Source organism: Aurantiacibacter flavus (assembly GCF_039710615.1).
GTDB lineage: Bacteria > Pseudomonadota > Alphaproteobacteria > Sphingomonadales > Sphingomonadaceae > Alteraurantiacibacter > Alteraurantiacibacter flavus.
On record NZ_JBDLBR010000005.1, the window covers coordinates 161,502 to 177,352 of the forward strand.

The following is a 15,851-nucleotide window of genomic DNA, read 5'->3' on the forward strand; positions in this document are numbered from 1 at the left end:
CTCTCACTCCGGCCTGCATTCTGCGCGGCATCGAAGCCGGCGGGCAGACCTTTTCTCTACGATAGACCGGTATCTGGCAAGGATGGGCTGAATGAGCCTTGAATGAACGGGCGGCATGGGTAGGGGCCGCCCGTTCATGCCAGATGGTCAGCCGCGCACGAGACCCAGCGCCTTGTAGGCCGCATCGAGCGTGGGGATGCCCAGCTCGCGCGCCTGTGCCGCGCCGCGTGCGAGGATCGCGTCGAGCATTTCGCGGTCCTGCCGCAGCTCGACGAACCTGTCGCGCACCGGCGCAAGACTTTCGACCAGCAGCTCCGCCAGCGCGGGCTTGAACGCGCCGAAGCCCTGTCCGCCGAACTGGCTCAGCACCGCCTCGTGCGTGGTGTCGGCAAGAGCGGAGTAGATCGTGACCAGATTAAGCGCTTCGGGACGGTCCTCTAGCCCGGCCACCTCGCTGGGCAGCGGTTCGGGGTCGGTCTTCGCCTTCTTGATCTTCTGCGCCATGGTGTCGGCATCGTCGGCCAGCTCGATCCGGCTCATTTCCGAAGGATCGGACTTGCTCATCTTTTTCGAACCATCGCGCAGGCTCATGATGCGCGCGGCGGCGGGCGGGGTGATCGCCTCGGGGAGGGTGAAGACCGGCGCTTCCTCGCCATTCTCGTTCTTTGGGGCAAAGTCGTTGTTGAATTTCTGCGCAATGTCGCGCGCCAGTTCGAGGTGCTGGCGCTGGTCGTCGCCCACAGGCACGTGGGTGGCCTGATAGAGCAGCACGTCGGCCGCTTGCAGCACAGGGTAGGTGAACAGCGCGGCGCTGGCGCCTTCGCGGTTCTTGCCTGCCTTGTCCTTCCACTGCGTCATGCGGTTCAGCCAGCCCATCCGGGCCGTGCCGTTCAACAGCCATTGCAGCTCGGCATGGGCGGGCACCTGCGCCTGATTGAACAGTATCGAGCGCGACGAATCGATCCCGCAGGCGGTCAGCACGGCGGTCATCTCCAGCGTGGCTGCGTGGAGCGCGGCCGGTTCGTGCGGCATCGAGATGGCGTGCAGGTCGGCGAGGAAGAACAGGCACTGGCCGTTCTCGCCGTCAGTTGCGGCGAGGTCGTCCTGCATCCGCACCCAGTTGCGGATGGCGCCGAGATAGTTGCCAAGGTGAAGTGAGCCGGTGGGCTGGATACCGGATACGATGCGCATGAGGTCAGGTCTTTCGAATTGGGAAACTGGCAGGAAGATGGCTCGGCCTTATGCTGCCGAGCGGGCAGGATCAGCGCGCGGCGCGCGCGAAGCTGCAGCCTCGCCAGGCCCAGGCTCCCCGGCCGATGCGGGCCGTGATGCAGGTCTGAAGGTTTGTTTCCATCGGGTGCGGCATAGCAGGATTCGTTCGTCAGGAAAGTCTCAGGTTTCGGCGCGCTTGCCGAGCATCTGCGCGATCCGCGCGCGGTCGATGGCGCCGACCAGAAAGGCCACGCCGAAATAGACCAGAGCCGCACAGGCAACGAGCACCGCCAGCGCGAACAGGCGGGCGAACAGTCCGGCGGAGTAGTAGCTCGTCAGCAAGTCTTGCGCCCAGAACAGCGCTGCGCCCATTGCTCCGGCGGCCAGCAACTGCCGCAGGATGCGACCGAGCAGCGTCCAACTGCCGCGATAGTAGTCGCGCTTCACCAGTACGGTGTAGAGGTAGGCAAGGTTGACCCAGGCCCCGATCGCGCTTGCCAGCGCGACGCCCTCGACGCCCAGCCGATGCAGGAAGGCAAGGTTGAAGGCGACGAATATCGCAAGGCTGAAAAAGGCCGCATAGACGGGCGTGCGGGTGTCGGAGCGGGCGTAGAAATTGGGGACCAGCACCTTCACCAGGACATAGGCGGGCAGGCCAAGCACCAGCATCGAGAGCACGCCGCCGGTGGCCGCAGCGTCCGCCATGGCGAAGCGTCCGCCCTCGAAGATCATCGTGATGAACGGCACCCCGCACACGCCCAACGCCACGGTAGCAGGCAGGGTCAGCAGGAGACCGATCTCGATGGCGTCGGACTGCACGCGGGCAGCGCCCTCGCGGTTGTCTGCCCCGATAAAGCGCGAGAGCGTGGGCAGGATCGCGGTGGACAGCGCAATGCCGATAATGCCGAGCGGAAGCTGGTTGAGGCGGTCGGCATAGTTCATCCAGCTAACCGCGCTGCCTTCGAGCTGGTTAAGGAAATAGAGCTGGATCAGGGTGTTGATCTGATAGGCACCGCCACCAATCGCAGCGGGCAGGGCGATGATCGCCAGCCGCTTGACCTCGGGGGTGAGGCGCGGGCGGGCGAGCCGCATGCGGAATTTCGACTTGCGTGCCCAGTAGACCAGCCACGCGAGCTGCAACAGGCCTGCCACCGGCACGGCGCAGGCAATGATATAGCCCAGTTCCTCCACCGGCGCGCCTGTTTCCACCAGCGCATCGGCCCCCAGTAGCGCCGCGATCAGCACGATGTTGAGGATGATCGGAAAGCTCGCGCCGGGCATGAACTTGCTGACCGAATTGAGCATGCCTGTAAGCAGCGTCACGAGGCTGATCAGCAGGATATAGGGGAACATGATCCGCGCGAAGTCGACCGAGTAGGCGAACTCGTCTGCGTCGATCGGCTTGTCCGAGAGAAGCCAGATCACCCCCGGCATGATGACTTCGAAAATCGCGGTCAGCGCCAGCAGCGCGGGTACGAAGATCGACAGCACCTCGTTCGAGAACTTGCGCGCGGCATCGAGCCCGCCGCCCTCTTCGCTATCGGCGTGAAGCTTCTTCGAGAACATCGGCACGAAGGCGGCGGAGAAAGCGCCCTCGGCGAACAGGCGGCGGAACACGTTGGGGATGATGAACGCCTGAAACCAGGCGTCCGTCACCTCGTTTGCGCCCAGGACGCGTGAGAAGATCATCTCGCGCGCCATGCCGGCGATCCGGCTGACCAAGGTCAGCGATCCGATCGTGCCGACGTTCTTGAGCAGGCTCATGGCCCTGGTGCCTTGCTGGCGGGGAGGATCAGGCCTCGCCGCTTGTTTGGTCGGCAGCCGGAGCCGCAGCACCTTCCTCGGTGCGGCGCTGGGCGAGCTGCTGGAGATACAGCCCGTTGAAGTCGATCGGGTCGAGCAGGAGCGGGGCAAAGCCCGCATCGCGCACAGCGTCGGCGATCACCCGGCGGGCGAAGGGGAACAGCAGGCGCGGCGCTTCGGCGTAGGTGAAGGCGTGGATCTGCTCGTCGGGCATGTTACGCATGCCGATCAGGCCGCAATAGCTCAGCTCGACGATATAGGCGACGCCTTCGCTGGTCTTGCTGGTGGCGGTGATCTTGAGTTCGACCTCGGTAACCTCGTCGCTGACCTTGTTCGCGCCGATGTTGAACTGCACGTCCATTTCCGGCTGGCCGCGCCAGTTGAAGCTATCCGGAGCCTTCGGGTTCTCAACCGAGAGATCCTTCACATACTGCGAAATCACGCCAGCGACCGGCTGGTTATCGGCGCCATTGGGGGCGGAACCAAGATTGGACAGGACGTTGCCTTCATCGGCCATGTTCGGGTCTCTCAAGTTTGCTGCGGGGGCTGGCCCTGCCAATCACGCAGCAGGGGATAGGCCCGGTTGATCTGGCGCGAGCGACTAGCAGCACTGGGGGCGCGCCGCAACGGATCCGGCGCAGGCGCTGTCGAAATGCGCGGGCAATGGGCCGAATTGGTCCTGCTTTGCGGTTGTTCATTTGATATTGGTGCCTATCTGCTACACAATAGCCAATTACTAAGACGGCAGGCGCCGATGTCGCCTGCACCGCTGCGGGACAAATTGTGTGATACCTGAAATCATCATCCTCGCCATGATCGCCGCCTTCCTCGGCATGCGGCTCTATTCGGTGCTTGGTCGCCGGGCCGAGCACGAGGAGGAAATGGTGGCCAACCGGTTCGAAAGGCCTGAAGATGCTGCACCGCAGCCGGCTCCGTCGGCTGCGCAGGCAGAGGCGCCGCGGGCGGAAAACCTCACCGGCGGCTTTGCGCCCGCGATCGAGAACGGCCTGCGAGATATCGCTGCGGCGGACCGCTCGTTCCAGCTCATTCCCTTCCTCGAAGGCGCGCGCGGCGCTTACAGGATGGTGCTCGAAGCTTTCTGGCGGGGCGACCGTGAAGAGCTGCGTCAGCTGTGCGACGACGATGTCTACGCCAGTTTCGATGCCGCCATCACCGAGCGCGAGGAATCGGGCCAGATGCTCGAAAACCGGCTGATCCGGATCGAGGATTCAACGATCCACTCGGCCATGCTCGATGGCCGCACCGCGCGCATCTCGGTGCGGTTCGTGTCCGATATCGCTTCGGTCACGCGCGATAAGGATGGCACGATGATTGCCGGCTCGCTCGACGATGCGGTGGAAAGCCGCGATGTCTGGACCTTCAGCCGCAATGTGAATGCCGCCGGGCCTGACTGGCTGCTCGACGAAACCGACGTCGGCTGATAATCGGCTGGGCGTGTCCCTCGCGCCCCGCTTCCTCTTTGCTCTTGGCCTGTCTGCCGCTTTGGCGAGCTGCTCGGCGCTGCCGTCGCGCCCTGGCGGGCCCGTTGCCGCAGCTGCAAATGCGGCAGCGCTTGGGGCTATGCGCGCCACGCTGCCTGCTTCCGTCCGGGTCGATCCCGAGGATGCGGCCGCAGCGCTTGCCAGCTTCTCAGCCTCTTGCAACTTCGCGCTTCGCCGCGAGGACGCTTCGGGCCTGACCCGGACCAGCGACTGGGAAGCGCCGTGTGCCGCCGTAACCACCTGGCCGCGCGACCAGGCGACCGCCTTTTTCGGGCGCTACTTCCGGCCCGTGCGGGTGGGCGATGGCAAGGCCTATGCCACCGGCTATTTCGAGCCCGAGATTCGCGGCAGCCGCACCCGCCGCCCCGGCTATGATGCGCCGGTCTATGGCGTCCCCGACGATCTGGTGCGCTGCTGGCGCGATGGCACGCTTGACGCCGACCGGGTGGGCAATCCGCCGCTGTCACGCCGCACCGCGACCGGCTCATGCGTTCCCTACTATGACCGTGCCGAGATCGAGCGGGGGGCGCTTGCCGGGCGCGGGCTGGAGATCGGGTGGGCAGCGGACCCGGTCGAACTGTTCTTCCTCCAGATTCAGGGCTCGGGCCGGTTGCGTACGCCTGAGGGCGAGATCATCCGCATCGGCTATGCTGGGCAGAACGGCCATGCCTACACCGGCATCGGCGGCTTGATGCGCGCACGCGGGCTGCTGGGGAGCGGTCCGGGGCAGTATTCGGGCTCGATGCAGGGCATCATGCAATATATCCGTGAGAACCCGCAGGCTGGCGCGGCGCTGATGCGTGAGAACCGCAGCTGGGTGTTCTTCCGTGTGCTGGAGGGCGATGGCCCGCTCGGTTCGCTGGGGGTGCCGGTGCGTGGGCATAGCTCGGTGGCGGTCGATCCGAAGTTCGTACCCTATGGCGCGCCGGTGCTGCTCGAGACGGACCGTGATGTGGCCAACGGCCTGTGGGTAGCGCAGGATACGGGCGGCGCGATCAAGGGCGCCAACCGCTTCGACACCTTCTGGGGTGCGGGCGAGCAGGCGCGCAGCATCGCCGGCGGGATGAGCGCGCGGGGCGAGGCGCTGATCCTCCTGCCCAAGGCCGCCGCCGACCGGCTGCCGCGATGAGCCGCCACCCACGCGGCCTCTCGCCCGAAGAGGCGGCGCTGTGGGACCGGCTGGCCGCCAGCGTGACCCCGCTCCATCCGGTCCGCAAGGTGGCGCCGAAGCCTGTCGTGCCGATGCCCGAACCGGCCAAGGCGCCGGTCAGGAAGGCCAAGGGCCGCGTGCCCCCCGCTGCGCCGCCCAAGGCAGTGTCAGCTCCGCCTCCACCTGCACCCGGCCTCGATTCGCACTGGGAGCGCCGCCTCGCCCGCGCCGCGATCGCGCCCGATTTCACGCTCGACCTGCATGGCCACACGCTCGAACAGGCGCACGCGCGGCTTGATACGGGGTTGGCGCAGGCCAAGGCGATGGGCGCGCGCATGGTGCTGCTCATCACTGGCAAGCCGCGCCCCGCTGCCTCTGCCGACCGGGGCGAGAGGCGCGGGGCGATCCGTGCCAAGATCCTCGACTGGCTCGCCGCGGGTCCGCACGCGGGTGAAATCGCCGCCGTGAGAAACGCGCACCGTCGCCACGGAGGCGAGGGCGCGCTCTATCTGGTGCTGCGGCGGCAGCGCTAGGCCGGCTTAGACCTTGCGGCTGCCTTCATCGATGCGGGCAATGTCGGCTGATGCGGGAATGCCCTGATAGCCATCGATGCTTTCGGCGCTGGCCATGCCGGGCGCCTTCGATTCTCCGCCGAGCATGTCGCGCACCTTCTTCTCGATCCGCTCGCCGATCTTGGCATCGACATTTTTCCAGTAGTCGAACGCGCGCAGCAGCACCGCCTCGCTGACGCCATCGGCCAGGTGTCCGGCCACATTGTCGACGAAGCGGTCGCGCTCTGGATCGTCCATCACGTCGCGTACCAGCGCGCCGGCCTGGCTCCAGTCATCATCGTCCTCGCGCAACGTGTAGGCCGCGCGGACCATGTCGCCATCGCTGTGCCAGCTTGCCTCCAGCTCGCGTTCTTGCTGGGCGTGTGCGCCACCATAGGAATTGGGCGCATAGACCGGGTCCACCGCATTCACCGTGCGGCCTTTGCCCGCGCGCGAATAGCTGTTCACCTCGGCATTCTTCGCCTGGTTGACCGGGATCTGTTTGTAATTGACGCCCAACCGCGCCCGGTGCGCATCGGCGTAGGAGAAACCGCGCGCCAGCAGCATCTTGTCGGGGCTGAGGCCGATGCCCGGTACCATGTTGTTCGGCTCGAAAGCGAGCTGCTCGATCTGCGTATCCCAATCGACCGGGTTGGTGTCGAGCACCAGCTTGCCGACCTCGATCAGCGGATAGTCGTCATGCGGCCAGGTCTTGGTCAGATCGAACGGGTTGATGCGGTAGGTCTTGGCATCCTCGAACGGCATGATCTGAAACTTGAGCGTCCAGCTAGGATAGTCGCCCTTGGCGATATGATCGAACAGGTCGCGGCGGTGATAGTCGCCGTCCTGCCCGGCCATCTTGTCGGCCTCGTCCTGCGTCAGGTGCGCGTTGCCGTCGCCTGCATCGGTGTGGAAGTGCCACTTGACCCAGAACTTCTCGCCCGCCTCATTGAAGAGCATGTAGGTGTGGCTGGAATAGCCATTCATCTCGCGCCAGTTCTTGGGCACGCCGCGATCGCCCATAAGGTAGGTAACCTGATGCGCGCTTTCGGGGCTGAGCGTCCAGAAATCCCACTGCATGTCATGATCGCGCAGGCCGTTGTCGGCGCGGCGCTTCTGGCTGCGGATGAAGTGCTGGAACTTGAGCGGGTCGCGGATGAAGAAAATCGGCGTGTTGTTGCCGACCATGTCGAAATTGCCATCCCCGGTGTAGAATTTGACCGAGAAGCCGCGCGGATCGCGCCATGTGTCTGGGCTGCCGCGTTCGCCGGCGACGGTCGAAAAGCGCATCGCGGTTTCCGTTTTCGCGCCGGGCTGAAGGAAGCTGGCCTTGGTGTATTTCGAAACGTCGCCGGTCACTTCGAAATAGCCGAACGCGCCGGACCCCTTGGCATGCGGTTGCCGTTCGGGAATGCGCTCGCGATTGAAGTTGGCCATCTGCTCGATCAGGTAATGATCGTTCAGCAGGATCGGCCCGTCCGGCCCGACGGTGAGCGAATGCTCTTCGCTGGCGACCGGGATGCCGGCATCGGTGGTGGTTGGGGGAAGCTTGCTGCTCATCGGGCCTGTCCTTCTCGCATGACTTTCGACGAGTTTACGGGTGGAGCGCGCAGCCGTTCCTCACGGCGCAAATATATCGCGGGTGCGCAGGTACGAAAAAGCCCCCGGCATTGCTGCCGGGGGCCTTCGAGGTGCATTGTTGCGATCTTATTGGTGATACTTCGCATAGGTGAGGTCGAAGCGGTCGGCTTCCATCACCTTAGTCCAGGCCTTGACGAAGTCCTCGGCGAACTTCGCGGCACTGGTATCCTCGGCATAGACCTCGGCAATGGCGCGCAGCTGCGAGTTCGAGCCGAACACGAGATCGGTACGCGTGGCGTGCCACTTTGCCGCACCGGTCGCCCGGTCCCTGCCGACGTATTCCTCGTCGCCGCTGTCATCGACGACTTCCCACTTCGTGCCCATGTCGAGCAGGTTCACGAAGAAGTCGTTGCTGAGCACGCCGGGGCGCTCGGTCAGCACGCCGACGCTGTTGCCATGCGTCGGATGAGGGGGGACCGCACCCAGCGCGCGCATCCCTGCCACCAGCACCGCCATCTCGGGCACCGACAGGCCGAGCAGCTGTGCGCGGTCGATCAGCATGTCCTCGGTCTTCACGTCGGCCTTGGTCTTCAGGTAGTTCCTGAAGCCGTCGGCGAAGGGCTCGAGTGGCTCGAAGCTTTCGGCGTCGGTCTGCTCTTCGCTCGCGTCGCCGCGCCCGGTGCTGAGCGTGACGCTGACCGCATGGCCGCCATCCTTAGCCGCCTTCTCGACCGCCGCTGCGCCTGCCAGCACGATGGCATCGGCCATCGACAGGCTGCCGCGGAGTTCGTCGAGCTTGGCAAGGACCTTGGCCAGCTCTTCCGGCTCGTTCACCGCCCAGTCCTTCTGCGGAGCAAGGCGGACATGCGCGCCATTGGCACCGCCGCGGTTGTCTGACTGGCGGAACGTCGAAGCCGAGGCCCAGGCCGCCTTGACCAGTTCGCTCACCGAGAGTCCCGAGCCGAGCACCTTCTCCTTGAACTCGGCAACATCGGCCTCGCTGGCGGGCGTTCCGGCGGGGACCGGGTCCTGCCAGAGCAGGTCTTCTGCGGGCACGTCCGGCCCGAGGTAGCGGACCTTGGGCCCCATGTCGCGGTGGGTCAGCTTGAACCAGGCGCGGGCGAAAGCGTCGTCGAGCGCGGCCTGATCGTCGCGGAAGCGTTCGGAAATCTTGCGATAGTCCGGGTCCATCTTCAGCGCCATGTCGGCCGTGGTCATCATCGTCGGTACCTTCTTCGAAGGATCGCGCGCATCGGGCGCCATGTCCTCTTCCGACTGGCCGATCGGCTGCCACTGCTTGGCTCCGGCTGGGCTCGTCACCAGCTCGTAGTCATATTTGAACAATAGGCGGAAGTAGTCTCCGCCCCACTTGGTGGGGTTGTTCGACCAGGCGCCTTCGAGGCCCGAGGTGGTGATATGACCCTTGGCAATATCCTCGGCGCTGGTGCTCCAGCCGAAGCCTTGCATTTCGAGCGCACCGCCTTCTGGTGCGCCTGAAAGCTGATCGGGCGGCACCATGCCGTGGGTCTTGCCGAAAGCGTGGCCGCCTGCGGTGAGGGCAACGGTTTCCTCGTCGTTCATCGCCATGCGGGCGAAGGTCTCGCGCATGTCGCGCGCCGATTGCAGCGGATCGGGATTGCCGCCGGGGCCTTCGGGATTGACGTAAATCAGGCCCATCTGGATCGCGGCGAGCGGGTTTTCGAGCGCCTTGCCCTCATCGGGCACGATGCGCGTTTCTGCACCCTGATCGACCCACTTCTCCTCGCTGCCCCAATAGACATGCTCGGGCTCGAACACGTCCTTGCGACCGCCGCCATAGCCGAACACCGGGCCGCCCATGCTCTCGATGGCCATATTGCCGGTGAGGATGAACAGGTCGGCCCAGCTGATGTGCTTGCCGTACTTCTTCTTGATCGGCCACAGCAGGCGGCGCGCCTTGTCGAGGTTGCCGTTATCGGGCCACGAGTTGAGCGGGGCGAAGCGCTGCTGGCCGCTGGAGGAACCGCCGCGACCGTCGCCGGTGCGATAGGTGCCCGCAGCATGCCAGGCCATGCGGATGAAGAACGGGCCATAGTGGCCATAGTCGGCGGGCCACCAGTCCTGGCTGTCGGTCATCAGCGCCTTGAGATCGTTCTTAAGCGCGTTGTAGTCGAGCGCGTTGAAGGCCTCGCAATAGTCGAAGTCGGCACCCATCGGGTCGGGCGACTTGCCATCTTGCGTGAGGATTTCGAGGTCGAGCGCATCGGGCCACCAGTCCTTGTTGGTGCGGCCCAGCAGGCTGCGCATTCCTCCATTGTGCATCGGGCAACCACCCAGCGAACCGGTCTCAGCATCCATGTCAAAATCTCCTGTTGCGACTCATGGAACGAGCCGCCTCATGACAAGAGAATGCGCAAAGATGTCTCATTGGTCCAACCGATTGATTGGGCTTTAGTGATCGGATTTGTCGATTGAATCGGGATGACATGGCATGCGGGGCGCATAGCCCTTCCCTGTGGGGAAGGGTTGGGATGGGGGTTCCACACCAGCGTCGAGCCCCCACCCCCCGACCCCTCCCCGAGGGGAGGGGAGTAAGGTCGATCAGGACAATGTCATTAGACTTCAAAAAGCGATCTCGGCCTCAAACGAAAAACCCGCGCCAGTCGAGTGACAGGCGCGGGTTCATGTTAGGGCCGCCAAGGTCAGCGTCAGGCGGCCTGCGCGATCTCTTCCGGGTTCGCGTTGCGGATCAGGAAGTCGAACGCGGAGAGCGCCGCCTTGCTGCCTTCGCCCATGGCAATGACGATCTGCTTGTAGGGGACCGTGGTGCAGTCGCCCGCCGCGAAGATGCCAGGCAGGTTGGTGGCGGCATGCCCGTCGATCTCGATCTCGCCGAACTTGCTCAGGGCAATGCCTGAGTCCTTCAGCCACTCGGTGTTAGGCACGAGGCCGATCTGTACGAACACGCCTTCAAGCTCGACCTTGTGCTCCTCGCCGCTCTCGCGATCCTTGTAGACGAGGCCGTCGACCCGCTCGCCGTCGCCCGTCACCTCGGTGGTCTGGGCGTTCACGAGGATGTCGACGTTTGTCATCGAGCGCAGCTTGTCCTGCAGCACCTGGTCGGCACGCAGCTTGGTGTCGAATTCTACCAGCGTGACATGGCCGACAATACCCGCAAGGTCGATCGCCGCCTCGACGCCCGAGTTGCCGCCGCCGATCACCGCCACACGCTTGCCCTTGAACAGCGGGCCGTCGCAGTGCGGGCAATAGGCCACGCCGCGGTTGCGGTATTCGAACTCGCCCGGCACGCCGAGGTTGCGCCAGCGCGCACCGGTCGAGAGGATCAGCGTGCGCGCCTTCAGCTCGGCGCCGTTTTCCAGCTCGATGGTGTGATAGCCGCCGGTTTGCGAGGCCGGGACCAGCTTCACCGCCTTTTGCAGGTTCATCACGTCGATATCGTACTCTGCAACGTGCGCTTCGAGCTGGCGGGCGAGCTTGGGCCCTTCGGTGTAGGGCACCGAGATGAAGTTCTCGATCCCCATCGTGTCGAGCACCTGTCCGCCGAAGCGTTCGGCCGCGATGCCCGTGCTGAAGCCCTTGCGTGCGGTGTAAACTGAGGCCGCTGCGCCAGCAGGGCCGCCACCGACCACCAGCACCTCGAACGGTGCCTTGTCAGCGATCTTGGCCGCTGCGCGGTCGTTGGCACCGCTGTCGAGCTTGGCGAGGATTTCCTCGACGCTCATCTTGCCGCTGGCGAACATCTCGCCATTGAGGAAGGTGGCAGGCACGGCCATCACGCCGCGCTCGTCGACCTCGTCCTGAAACGCGCCGCCTTCGATCAGCGTGGCGGTGATCTTCGGGTTGTAGAGCGCCATCAGCGTCAGCGCCTGCACCACGTCGGGGCAGTTGTGGCACGAGAGCGAGAAATACATCTCGAAATCGTGTTCGCCCTCAAGCTCGGCGATCTGCTCGAGTACCTCGTCCTCAACCTTGGGCGGGTGGCCGCCGGCCCACAGCAGTGCGAGCACCAGCGAGGTGAACTCGTGGCCCATCGGTAGCCCGGCAAAGCGGACCCACTTGGAGGCGTCGGACGAGCGGCGGATGATGAAGCTGGGCTTGCGGGCGTCGTCGCCGTCGAAGCTTGCGCTGACCATATCGTGCAGCGCGGCAATCTCTTCGAGCAGTTCGCGTGTTTGCGCCGACTTCGGGTCATCGCCGAGCGAGGCGACCAGTTCGATCGGTTCGCGCAGATTGGCAAGATAGGTGCCGAGCTGCTGGGTCATGGTGGCGTCAAGCATGCCTGATCTCCTTCAGAGCGGGGCGATGGGAATGGGGGAAAACGCGTTGAAGGCCCGGGGCGAGGGGTAGGGGGGCAGCCCCGGGCCTTCGTGCGACCCGAGCCCCAAGGGGGCCGGGATGTGCGCGGCGGGCCTTGCGCCCGCCTGCGCCGCATTGGGTGGTCGGCTCTAGCCGACCGCCCGATAATGTCGATTGCTTAAATCTTGCCGACGAGGTCGAGCGACGGGGCCAGGGTATCCGAACCCTCTTCCCATGCCGCCGGGCAGACCTGACCGGGGTTGTTGCGGACGTACTGCGCGGCCTTGATCTTGCGGGTCAGCTCGGTGGCGTTGCGGCCCACACCCTCGCAGGTGATTTCCATGATCTGGATCACGCCATCGGGGTCGACCACGAAGGTCGCACGGTCGGCCAGGCCCATTTCCTCACGCAGGACGCCGAAGTTCTTGCTCAGCGTGTGCAGCTGGTCGCCAAGGAAGGCATACTTCAGCTTGCCGATCTTCTCCGAGGTGTCGTGCCAGGCCTTGTGGCTGAAGTGCGTGTCGGTCGAAACGCCGAACACTTCCACGCCCATCGACTGCAGTTCGTCATACTTGGCGCCGAGGTCTTCCAGCTCGGTCGGGCAGACGAAGGTGAAGTCGGCCGGGTAGAAGAAGAACACCGCCCACTTGCCCGCGATGTCGGCTTCGGTGACGTCGAAGAAATCCTTGCCGGCCTGGAAAGCGGTGGCCTTGAACGGTTTGATGGTGCTTCCGATGATACCCAAGTGTCTTCTCCTGTTTAGACTGCTGGTGTTGAACTCGTGCAGCCCAGATAGCGATGGATTGCCGCCAGAGAAGCGGGTTGTTGCGATTTGCTTGATCGAGAAACTCGATCATATACGATTTGTATGAGAGGTTGCGGCGATTTTTGCCGCGTGGGGCCTGCGAGGCTGGATTTCGTTCGCCGCTGCGCTAGACATTGGGCAGGCTTGGATCAGGGGAGAGGTCGGCCATGGCATCAGGTGCGCAAGAGGCGGGCAGCAGCGTCGCGCCGGGACGGCAGAGCCGGTTCCGGCCCAGCTTCCACTTCTGGCTGGTGCTGGCGATGTGCTTCTTCGTCTTCGGCGGGTTCGGGCTGCATTCCGCACTGCCAGCACTGCAAGGCCGCTTCCCGCCTGCGCCGCCGGTCGTTCATCTGCACGGGCTGGTGTTCGTCGCGTGGATGCTGCTGCTTCTGGCGCAGACGAGCCTTGTATGCGCGGGCAATTTGAAGCTGCACCGCTCGCTCGGCCTATGGGGCATTGCTCATGCCATGGCGATCCTGCTCATCGGGTTGACGATCCAGCTGGTCGCCTCGCGCGCGGGGATGGACGCGGGGCGCGACCCGGGGACGGACGGGCTCTATCTCGGGATGCTGGCGGTGATCGCCTTCGGCATCCTGTTCACCGCCGCGACCCGCAACCGTAAGCGGCCCATGGTCCACCGGCAGGCGATATGTTTTGCGATGCTGCCGATTCTGCCACCGGGGGTGAACCGCTTCTGGTTCAATGTGCTGGCGCTCGACGATCCGATCCCGACCTTCTGGCTATACCTCACCTTGTGGAGCATGGCGGGCGCGCTGCTGATCTACGAGTGGCGTAGCAGCGGGAGGATCAACGGCTGGTCGCTATTCGGCGCGGGCTGGATTTTCGTGCAGGGCATGGTGCACGAAGCGGTGGTGGGCACCGCTTGGTTCAGCGAGTTCTCGCGTGCGCTGCTGGAACTGTCGCGCTATCGGTGAGCCGATTGGTGCGCAATAGCAGGCTAGGGTAACCTCAGCCCACCTGCCCCCGGTGCAGCAACTTCTGGTCTGCCAGCACCAGCGCCATCATTGCCTCGACCACCGGCGCGCCGCGAATGCCGACGCAGGGGTCATGGCGGCCCTTGGTGCGCACCTCGGTCGCCGCGCCATCGCTGGTGATGCTTTGGCGCGGGGTGAGGATCGAGCTGGTCGGCTTGAACGCCACCCGGCAGACCACCGGCTGGCCGGTCGAAATGCCGCCCGCGATGCCGCCAGCGTGGTTGGCGAGGAACTCCGGGCCATTATCGCCCCCGTTCTTACCAGGACGCATTTCGTCTGCGTTCTCCTCGCCGGTGAGGCGCGCTGCCGCGAATCCGTCGCCGATCTCGACCGCTTTCACTGCATTGATGCTCATCATCGCGGCGGCCAGTTCGCTGTCGAGCTTGGCATAGAGCGGCGCGCCCCAGCCTGCCGGAACGCCCAAGGCCACGCACTCGACCACCGCGCCAAGCGACGAGCCGGCCTTGCGCGCATCGTCGACCAGCGCCTCCCAGCGTTTGGCGGCCTCAGCGTCGGGACAGAAAAACGGGTTATTGCCGATCTCATCGAAGTCGATGTTCGCCCGGTCAATCGCGTCGCCACCGATCTCGCAGACGTAGGCGACGATCCGCACTTCGGGTACCACCAGCCGCGCAACCGCGCCCGCCGCCACCCGCGCCGCCGTCTCGCGCGCGGACGAACGCCCGCCGCCGCGATAGTCGCGCAAGCCATACTTCGCGTCATAGGCATAGTCGGCGTGACCGGGGCGATAGGCCTTGGCGATCTCGCCATAGTCCTTGCTGCGTTGATCGGTGTTCTCGATCATCAGGCTGATCGGCGTGCCGGTGGTCTTGCCTTCGAACTCGCCGCTGAGGATCTTGACCTGATCGGGCTCCTGCCGCTGGGTGGTGAAGCGGCTCTGGCCCGGACGGCGCGCGTCGAGGAACGGCTGGATCGCCTCGGCGGAAAGGTCCAACCCCGGCGGGCACCCGTCGACCACGGCGCCCAGCGCCGGGCCATGGCTTTCGCCCCAGGTGGTGAAGCGGAACAGGCGGCCAAAAGTGTTGAAGCTCATAGGCGGCAGCCTATTGGACCAAATCGCGCAAATGTCCACTTTCCTACACAGGCAGGAGCGGGGCATGGTGGCGGCGCAATGCTGCGCTACTCTCGCTCAACCCTTTCGATTTCCGTCCTGTTCCGCGGGACTGTCAACTTTGCGCGCATGGCCCAAGTCTATGGTTTACAAAGTGAAATAGGCCGTTTGAAAAGGCGGGGAAGTGTCAACTTCGTAAACCTGGCGCGGCCGATGGCGGCGACGTCAGGCTTTCTCTGGTCAAAGCGCCGCCTTGGCGATAGGAACAAATCATGATCGCGAAACTGACAGGGCGGCTGGACGAAACCGGCGAGGATTGGGCGGTGATCGACGTGAACGGCGTCGGCTACCTCGTGTTCTGTTCGGCGCGCACCTTGTCGTCGCTCGGCAATGTGGGGGATACTGCCCGCGTATTTACGCAGATGCAGGTGAGCGAGAACGACATGCGCCTGCTCGGTTTTGCGGCAGGGGAGGAGCGCGACTGGTTCCGCCTGCTCACCGGGGTGCAGGGTGTGGGCAGCAAGGTAGCGCTGGCGATACTTTCTGCCCTGTCGACCGCCGAGCTGCGCGAAGCCTGCGCGCGGGTCGATGCGGCGAGTGTTGCGCGGGCGAACGGCGTCGGGCCGAAACTCGCGGGCCGGATCGTCAACGAGCTGAAGGATAAAGCAGGCGCGATGCCGGGCACGGCGGGTGCCGCTGCCAGCAGCGGGGCTGCCGCGCCTGTGGCCGGGGCGAGCGCCGATGCGGTGTCGGCCTTGGAAAATCTTGGGTTCAGGCCGGGTGTGGCAGCGCAGGCTGTGGCCCGCGCGCTTGACGAATTGGGCGAAGGCGCGGGCGAGGGCGAACTTATTCGCGTGGCGCTGAAGAAGGCGTCTGGATAGGAG

The 15,851-nt window shown here is 64.8% G+C and carries 13 protein-coding genes; 5 read left to right on the forward strand and 8 right to left on the reverse strand.

The genetic code is table 11. The annotated features are described in order from the left end of the window. Positions 1-147: 147 nt before the first annotated feature. From trpS to secB, 3 genes are all read right to left on the reverse strand, one after another. On the reverse strand, positions 148-1,191 hold the full coding sequence (gene trpS, locus ABDJ38_RS14435; RefSeq protein WP_346785831.1) for a tryptophan--tRNA ligase: 1,044 nt from the start codon (positions 1,189-1,191) through the stop codon (positions 148-150). A 201-nt stretch (positions 1,192-1,392) separates the two neighbouring features. After that, positions 1,393-2,976, reverse strand: coding sequence for a murein biosynthesis integral membrane protein MurJ (murJ, locus tag ABDJ38_RS14440; RefSeq protein ID WP_346785832.1), 1,584 nt, complete (start codon positions 2,974-2,976; stop codon positions 1,393-1,395). Positions 2,977-3,004: 28 nt separating this feature from the next. Beyond that, the gene (gene secB, locus ABDJ38_RS14445; protein ID WP_346785833.1) at positions 3,005-3,532 is read right to left on the reverse strand and encodes a protein-export chaperone SecB; all 528 of its coding nucleotides are present in this window, start codon (positions 3,530-3,532) and stop codon (positions 3,005-3,007) included. A gap of 268 nt (positions 3,533-3,800) precedes the next feature. Between secB and ABDJ38_RS14450 the strand changes: the two genes are divergently transcribed. The 3 genes from ABDJ38_RS14450 (at position 3,801) to ABDJ38_RS14460 (ending at position 6,200) form a co-directional block, all read left to right on the forward strand. Next, the gene (locus ABDJ38_RS14450; RefSeq protein WP_346785834.1) at positions 3,801-4,457 is read left to right on the forward strand and encodes a Tim44/TimA family putative adaptor protein; all 657 of its coding nucleotides are present in this window, start codon (positions 3,801-3,803) and stop codon (positions 4,455-4,457) included. Between the two features lie 139 nt (positions 4,458-4,596). After that, on the forward strand, positions 4,597-5,646 hold the full coding sequence (mltA, locus tag ABDJ38_RS14455; RefSeq protein WP_346785835.1) for a murein transglycosylase A: 1,050 nt from the start codon (positions 4,597-4,599) through the stop codon (positions 5,644-5,646). Continuing rightward, positions 5,643-6,200 carry a Smr/MutS family protein gene (locus ABDJ38_RS14460; protein WP_346785836.1) on the forward strand — a complete coding sequence of 186 codons (558 nt, stop codon included), beginning with the start codon at positions 5,643-5,645 and terminating at the stop codon, positions 6,198-6,200. Before mltA ends, ABDJ38_RS14460 begins: the two co-directional genes overlap by 4 nt. A 6-nt stretch (positions 6,201-6,206) precedes the next feature. Here the strand turns inward: ABDJ38_RS14460 and ABDJ38_RS14465 are convergent, their stop codons facing one another. From ABDJ38_RS14465 to ahpC, 4 genes are all read right to left on the reverse strand, one after another. Further along, entirely contained in the window at positions 6,207-7,778 is a 1,572-nt protein-coding gene (locus ABDJ38_RS14465; RefSeq protein WP_346785837.1) for a catalase, read from the reverse strand. Positions 7,779-7,925: 147 nt separating this feature from the next. Further along, on the reverse strand, positions 7,926-10,136 hold the full coding sequence (gene katG, locus ABDJ38_RS14470; protein ID WP_346785838.1) for a catalase/peroxidase HPI: 2,211 nt from the start codon (positions 10,134-10,136) through the stop codon (positions 7,926-7,928). Between the two features lie 350 nt (positions 10,137-10,486). Then, positions 10,487-12,076, reverse strand: a complete 1,590-nt coding sequence (gene ahpF / locus ABDJ38_RS14475; RefSeq protein ID WP_346785839.1) for an alkyl hydroperoxide reductase subunit F — start codon at positions 12,074-12,076, stop codon at positions 10,487-10,489. A gap of 197 nt (positions 12,077-12,273) precedes the next feature. Continuing rightward, on the reverse strand, positions 12,274-12,840 hold the full coding sequence (gene ahpC, locus ABDJ38_RS14480; RefSeq protein WP_346785840.1) for an alkyl hydroperoxide reductase subunit C: 567 nt from the start codon (positions 12,838-12,840) through the stop codon (positions 12,274-12,276). A gap of 227 nt (positions 12,841-13,067) precedes the next feature. On the opposite strand from ahpC, the gene ABDJ38_RS14485 reads away from it, so the two are divergent. Next, positions 13,068-13,835: a hypothetical protein gene (locus tag ABDJ38_RS14485; RefSeq protein WP_346785841.1), complete on the forward strand. Its 768-nt coding sequence runs from the start codon at positions 13,068-13,070 to the stop codon at positions 13,833-13,835. A gap of 34 nt (positions 13,836-13,869) precedes the next feature. Here the strand turns inward: ABDJ38_RS14485 and aroC are convergent, their stop codons facing one another. Beyond that, on the reverse strand, positions 13,870-14,949 hold the full coding sequence (gene aroC / locus ABDJ38_RS14490; protein ID WP_346785842.1) for a chorismate synthase: 1,080 nt from the start codon (positions 14,947-14,949) through the stop codon (positions 13,870-13,872). Positions 14,950-15,239: 290 nt separating this feature from the next. Here aroC and ruvA point away from each other — a divergent pair, with 290 nt between their 5' ends. Continuing rightward, a complete protein-coding gene (ruvA, locus tag ABDJ38_RS14495) occupies positions 15,240-15,848 on the forward strand; it encodes a Holliday junction branch migration protein RuvA (RefSeq protein WP_346785843.1) in 609 nt (202 codons plus the stop codon). Positions 15,849-15,851 lie beyond the last annotated feature (3 nt).

Bases quoted from the DNA above. Each gene is read 5' to 3' on its own strand.
- ABDJ38_RS14465 (WP_346785837.1), bottom strand. From the start codon at position 7,778: ATGAGCAGCAAGCTTCCCCCAACCACCACCGATGCCGGCATCCCGGTC.
- aroC (WP_346785842.1), bottom strand. From the start codon at position 14,949: ATGAGCTTCAACACTTTTGGCCGCCTGTTCCGCTTCACCACCTGGGGC.
- mltA (WP_346785835.1), top strand. From the start codon at position 4,597: ATGCGCGCCACGCTGCCTGCTTCCGTCCGGGTCGATCCCGAGGATGCG.
- katG (WP_346785838.1), bottom strand. From the start codon at position 10,136: ATGGATGCTGAGACCGGTTCGCTGGGTGGTTGCCCGATGCACAATGGA.
- trpS (WP_346785831.1), bottom strand. From the start codon at position 1,191: ATGCGCATCGTATCCGGTATCCAGCCCACCGGCTCACTTCACCTTGGC.
- ABDJ38_RS14460 (WP_346785836.1), top strand. From the start codon at position 5,643: ATGAGCCGCCACCCACGCGGCCTCTCGCCCGAAGAGGCGGCGCTGTGG.
- murJ (WP_346785832.1), bottom strand. From the start codon at position 2,976: ATGAGCCTGCTCAAGAACGTCGGCACGATCGGATCGCTGACCTTGGTC.
- ABDJ38_RS14485 (WP_346785841.1), top strand. From the start codon at position 13,068: ATGGCATCAGGTGCGCAAGAGGCGGGCAGCAGCGTCGCGCCGGGACGG.
- secB (WP_346785833.1), bottom strand. From the start codon at position 3,532: ATGGCCGATGAAGGCAACGTCCTGTCCAATCTTGGTTCCGCCCCCAAT.
- ruvA (WP_346785843.1), top strand. From the start codon at position 15,240: ATGATCGCGAAACTGACAGGGCGGCTGGACGAAACCGGCGAGGATTGG.
- ahpF (WP_346785839.1), bottom strand. From the start codon at position 12,076: ATGCTTGACGCCACCATGACCCAGCAGCTCGGCACCTATCTTGCCAAT.